Raw genomic sequence first — 4,819 nt, 5'->3', positions numbered from 1 at the left:
TTATCTTAACTTAGATGTGAGAACTATTAGAATATCAATGGTTCTCACATCATTTACATATATTCGATGTAAAGGTTTAAATAAGTTTGATTATTTATGATGTCTTATAAAAATAAATTAACGCCACCGGTAGCTTGAAAAACTACTTTTTCTATTTATTTGTATTTAATTTTTCCCACTCACTTAAATACATCCGTTTTGTTATTTTATTAGGATTTTCGAGTTTACAAATCAATTCCAAACTATTACCATCAGGGTCATTAAAATGAATTTTAGCGTGAGCATAGTTATCATGTGCCATTACAAAAGGTTCTACTGGCTCAAAGCCAAAAGCCTCCCTTGGTTCACATCCTTTACTTTTGAGCCAACTAACCGAATTTTTTAATCCTTCTAACGATACTTGAAATGCTATGTGTCTTATTGAAGGATGATATTCAAGTTCTACCTTATCGGTTTCCCATAAGCCCAACCAGCTTTTATTTTTTTCAATCCATAAAAATGCCAAACTATCCTCTACGCTGTGGTCAAACTCTAAACCAAGTTCTTTATAAAATTCGATAGACCTTTTCAAATTACTTACTGGTAAATGTGCTTCGTATAATCCTTTAATCATTAATAAAACCCCCTTGTATTAATAATACAACCATATAAATTTATTACTTCAGAGAATAGTTATAAATTCTCTACAACTTTATATGTAGAATAAAGAATGATTATATTTTACTCTACAAACATCCATTAGCACACTAAGGAAAACCGATACAATAGTAAAGTTCTTTATTCTTAAAATTTGTCATAGACCATACCACGTAATTTCAATAATTCATCCTTCAGACGTTTGTTTTCTTCTTCAAGTTTTTTTATTCGATTATTTTTAGCTACGATAAGCGAATCTTTATTGGCATCCGTCATATTACGTTTTATGGTTTGCGGTGTATTTAACCCTTCTTGCTGCTTTCGTAATCTTTCTATTCGGTTCCGTATTTCTTGATTGTTATAGAGAAAAGCCTTAGATACACCTGATTCCATGGCAACTTGATTAAAGTTAATTTTAGCCTTCGTTTTGATAAGACTTTGAATAGCCTTGTCTACCTTTTGAGCCGCCTCTTGGCTTTTCATCTGGGCATGTTTTTTTACACCTTCGGTATTTCTAATATGCTTACTTCTCATGAGTGCGTTCCTCTCCAATATATTCGCGGCCTTTTTTCCCGGCTAAATGATGGGATGTACCATTCTTCAAAGTTTCTAGAATAGGCTCTAGGCGATCTAGAGTGGTTTGATTCTTATCTATCCATACTTGTCGCCCCAAAGCCCTGCCTCGCTCAATTATATTTTTTACTTCCTTAATTTCCGTTTCAAATTGGGGTATAAATTCGGGTGTTGTACAGAAATTACGACAGGATAGACATGGGTTCGCTTGAGTAGGGCATGGCTGCTTAATTGGTTTCATACAATAGCCAAGCTCCATCTTTACAGCGTCTAAATTATGGCGTATATATTCCCATTCAATGATGTCTTCATTCTCAATATCCGTAAGTTCAACTTTAACTGGTCGTTTGTTTTCAATGTCTATCCGAAAAATACCTTGTTTTGTAGCTTCTTCCCAAGATTTACGCATGGTAGTATCGAGAATTTTTGCATAATGTAAAGTCATTTCAGGGGAAGCGTGGGCCATCCATTTTTGAACATGCAATATGTTCATTCCGTTATTAAGAAGCTCTACACCCTTGGTATGCCGGAAGGCATGATTTTTAATAAAAAAGGGATTCCCTGAATCGTCAACTATGTTTTGTTCTTCGGAAAAGCGCTTCAAACTTCTGTGAATGTCATAATAATTATAGGGTCTGCCTCTCCGGACACCTTCCAGCTGTACGAATAAATAGTTTTTAGGATTATTAATTGTATTGCTTTGATCTTTAGTCACTTTTATTACAGCTTCTACTACCTCTGCTACTTCTTTTGTAATTGGTACACGATGATTCATTACCTGTGTTTTCCTTATATCCCCGCATAAGTACCATCCTTGAGATGTTTGTTCCAAACAATTATCGTAACGTAGATTAAGAATATCTGATATTCTCCAACCAGTAGCTCGAAGTAATACAATAATCGGTACGTATTTTGATGGTTTTAAGAACTCTAGCTTTTCCTCAATTTGTTGAAGAACCCCTTCAGGAATATATTTGATATCATTTTCAGACTTTTTTATCGGTCTAGGGATATCTTCTTTAAATAACAATAGATTTACAGGTAACGCAGGCGCTTCATCGAATTGCAGTTTTTCAATTGTTTCCAAGAATACATTTAGGACAATTAAATAACTTCTCTTTGACTGTATTTTTTCATGAAACTTCTTATTATGAAATATTAGATAATCTTCGATATCCTTTCGTGTTAAGGCATTTAAATCCTTCCAAGAAGGATTTTTATCATGTATAAATGTCAAAAATAACTTTAATATTCTAACGTCAAGATTACATTGGCCCAGAGATAAATAACTGATCCTAAATTTTAAATATCTTTTTGCTAAAGGACGAAAGGGATTAGGGATATCCTCGAAATTCAGGATATGTCTTGATTCGTGATCGGGAAATCTTGCACCAGGAATATTTCTAACATCCCAGATATCTTTTTCAAATTCATCTCTTGTATCATAGAAGTCTTTATAAAACAAAAATAAACGATTAAGTAGATTTTCGTAATTAGAAAGTTTCCTTCTCCCATAAATTCGTATGCTCAAACCTAATTCACTTAAATGTGATCTTAACTGCATCAAAGCCTTGTTTATGTCTAAATCTGCAAAACTATTAATATTGGGATAAAATTTCTTAATGAATTTAGAAAGCTGTTTAAAAGATCTGGCATAATTATGTATAGCTGAGTACAATTGCAGATCATCTTTTTGAATACGAGTAAGAATAAAAAATTTAATTTCATTTTTAAGCTTAGATGGAAGTACCGAAAAATCCATTTTGCGGTGGGTTTTTCCCCATTCTGATTTTCTAAAATCATTAAAAGCTGCATTTTCTGCATCCCAAATATCATTTTCAAAATATCCAGTGACTTTTCTGGTAATTTCATTGACTTTACCTTCTGGTAATAAGTATTCAACGGATAAATTCATTCGTCATTCCCCTTATATTCTTTGTTGATTTTCATTCGTTCTTGAGCGTTTTCCCAGTCTTTTCGAATGTCTTCATCCGAAGGATGGATATACATCTGCATTGTTGTTTGTATATGGGCATGGCCAGCTCGATTCATTAAATGTTCATCTCTCCAACCAGACTTTCTGAGTTCTGTTAATGATGTATGGCGTAACATATGTGGTGTGAAATAAATGCCTGTTTTTTTACGTATTCGTTGAACCAGTGCTACTACATCGGTATATTCTAACGGTTGTCCTTTATTTTCTCCTGACAGTTTAATTAAAACGTGATTTGTATCAACTTCATCAGTATGAAATTGAGCAATATAATCAAAGTACATATTAATTAGATCCTCAGATACATCAATACTACGGGGACTACATACCGTTTTAATTTCAGCTAGATTAAGCAATTCGCCCCGATCACGTATATGAATTTTTCTCGCATCGACTTCGAAATCCTCAAGCCATAAAGTAAGTGCTTCACCAATACGCATAGAACTTTCCCAAAGGAGCTGTATTAAAAATAGATCCCGTAGATTTCCACAAGCATTCATAATTAGTGCAATCTGATCTTTTGAGAGTGTCTTCGGCTGCTGTTTAGGCACTTTTAATTTCAGAATATGAGAGGTAAAGGATTTATTTTTGTTTATATGGTGCAGAAAACTTTTAAACCCCTTGCGGGATCCAGATACTTGTTTCTTTAAACGTTCTGTCAGCTGAATACTATAGTCCTCATGTCTCATTAGGTAGTCATAAAATCCGAGAACAGTATTGATGATGATATTTACTGTCTTCGCTTTTCTAATTGGCTGTTTAGGGAAGATAGGGGACACTTTTACATCCTGGTGAGGGTTTTGTAACCACCGCATAAAATCCGCCATTTCATCTATTCCGATATCACGATAATCTTTGTTTATTTGTTCTAGGAATTCAAAGAATAGTTTTAACTGATATGAGAATGACCGTAAGGTATTCCGTGAAGCCCCACTATTGTCCTTAAACTTTAAATACTGTAAAACTGGTTGGACTGGCTCATTGTCATTATCTAGTAACATGTACCGAGTCTTTCCTTCTTTTGTGCAAAGGGTAATTACTCTCATGAAGTCCATCCTCCTGTGGCTGAATTGTCTAAAATGGCATGATTCCCAATTGATCTTCTAATTCAGCTTTTTCTTCTTGTAGTTTTACAATTTGCTTTTTAAGATCGGTAATTTCTTCTAGTAATCTCCCAATCATAGTTTGATCATCAATGCCTTCCTCAAAGGCTGTACCTTCCAATCTGTATGCTTCTATAAATCTATAAACTTCTTCCTCCAAAACTTCGTATGCTCCACCGTTTTCAATGCTTTTAATATTCCCCTCACTTATCCAATGGCTTACCATTTCTGTATCACATTTGAAACCATACGAGTGTAACAGAGCTGTTGTTTCTTTTAGGTTGAACGTATTCATGATTGTTGGATCCTCCTGATTAATGATGTTTTTTCAAGTCTTTTCTGCTTATTAAGGGAACCATCAAATCTTCCAAGTCAGCCCCTTAAACATAAGCTTTCTTAATTTACTATAAATACTATAAAACTGAATATAGTTATCTGGGATTTAAAGAAACAAAAAAACGGATAACTTTACATTGAATACTGTAAAGTCATCCGTTATGGATGGTTAAGATAA

Annotated in this window: 5 protein-coding genes; all 5 read right to left on the bottom strand. The window is 33.9% G+C overall.

Annotated elements, in window-relative coordinates:
- Window positions 1-151 precede the first annotated feature (151 nt).
- A complete protein-coding gene (locus ACR65M_RS26440) occupies window positions 152-613 on the bottom strand; it encodes a VOC family protein (RefSeq protein ID WP_061792571.1) in 462 nt (153 codons plus the stop codon).
- A 170-nt stretch (window positions 614-783) separates the two neighbouring features.
- Window positions 784-1,170, bottom strand: coding sequence for a DUF6262 family protein (locus ACR65M_RS26435; protein WP_136381325.1), 387 nt, complete (start codon window positions 1,168-1,170; stop codon window positions 784-786).
- Complete coding sequence (locus ACR65M_RS26430; RefSeq protein WP_136381326.1) at window positions 1,160-3,124, bottom strand: site-specific integrase; 1,965 nt, start codon at window positions 3,122-3,124, stop codon at window positions 1,160-1,162. The genes ACR65M_RS26435 and ACR65M_RS26430 overlap by 11 nt, the downstream gene beginning before the upstream one ends.
- On the bottom strand, window positions 3,121-4,248 hold the full coding sequence (locus ACR65M_RS26425; protein WP_136381327.1) for a tyrosine-type recombinase/integrase: 1,128 nt from the start codon (window positions 4,246-4,248) through the stop codon (window positions 3,121-3,123). The genes ACR65M_RS26430 and ACR65M_RS26425 overlap by 4 nt, the downstream gene beginning before the upstream one ends.
- Before the next feature lie 28 nt (window positions 4,249-4,276).
- Window positions 4,277-4,600, bottom strand: coding sequence for a hypothetical protein (locus ACR65M_RS26420; protein ID WP_136381328.1), 324 nt, complete (start codon window positions 4,598-4,600; stop codon window positions 4,277-4,279).
- Between the last annotated feature and the right edge of the window lie 219 nt (window positions 4,601-4,819).

The organism is Ferdinandcohnia sp. SAFN-114 (genome assembly GCF_059415045.1).
Note: the sequence above shows the minus strand (reverse complement) of the source record. Positions and strands in the feature narration are given on the sequence as shown.

What these genes read in the sequence shown, in the direction of transcription:
- ACR65M_RS26440 (WP_061792571.1), bottom strand. Translation starts at nt 613, where the DNA reads ATGATTAAAGGATTATACGAAGCACATTTACCAGTAAGTAATTTGAAA.
- ACR65M_RS26435 (WP_136381325.1), bottom strand. Translation starts at nt 1,170, where the DNA reads ATGAGAAGTAAGCATATTAGAAATACCGAAGGTGTAAAAAAACATGCC.
- ACR65M_RS26430 (WP_136381326.1), bottom strand. Translation starts at nt 3,124, where the DNA reads ATGAATTTATCCGTTGAATACTTATTACCAGAAGGTAAAGTCAATGAA.
- ACR65M_RS26425 (WP_136381327.1), bottom strand. Translation starts at nt 4,248, where the DNA reads ATGAGAGTAATTACCCTTTGCACAAAAGAAGGAAAGACTCGGTACATG.
- ACR65M_RS26420 (WP_136381328.1), bottom strand. Translation starts at nt 4,600, where the DNA reads ATGAATACGTTCAACCTAAAAGAAACAACAGCTCTGTTACACTCGTAT.